We start from the raw sequence: 554 nt of genomic DNA, 5'->3' as shown, positions 1-554 counted from the left end.
AGGCCGTGCCAGAACGGGGCGGCGTCGGGGTGTTCGCGCAGGATCTCAGCTGGCTCCTGGGTGGCCAGCGGGTTCGCGACCCAGCGCAGGACGACGTCGAGGGTCTGCCCGGTGAGCGCGGCCGCGTGGAAGTAGCCCTGCAGCACCTTGGCGGCCTCGGCGGCGTAGAACCGGGCTGCGGCATCACCGCTGCCGGAGGCGCCGGCCTTGACGGTGCCGGCGGTGAACGCCTTCGCCCGGCGTTCCGCCACCAGCGGGTCGACGCACCCGTCGATCGGGTTCCACACCAGTTCAGGCAGGCCCGGGACGGCGCCGAACGGGTCCAGGACGTGGCAGGGCCGGCCGTCGCGGGTGCGGGCCTGCCACGACAGCAGCAGGTCGGCCGGTTTGGTGAGGGTCACCAACGCTGCACCGGGGGCGGTGAGCAGGGCGGGGACCAGGATGTCGAGGGTCTTGCCCGAGCCCTGGGGGCCGATCACCCCGCAGGTGCGGTCCCACGGGCACCACAGGTCCCCGGCACGCGGGTGGTGGGCGCGGCCGATCCGCCACCCCAC

Annotated in this window: 1 protein-coding gene; it reads right to left on the bottom strand. The window is 74.5% G+C overall.

From position 1 onward, the window contains the following. On the bottom strand, positions 1 to 554 hold a 554-nt coding region (locus tag IFY26_RS17380; protein ID WP_232550269.1), incomplete at both ends, for a type IV secretory system conjugative DNA transfer family protein.

It is taken from the genome of Propioniciclava soli, assembly GCF_014858005.1.
GTDB lineage: Bacteria > Actinomycetota > Actinomycetes > Propionibacteriales > Propionibacteriaceae > Propioniciclava > Propioniciclava soli.
Note: the sequence above shows the minus strand (reverse complement) of the source record. Positions and strands in the feature narration are given on the sequence as shown.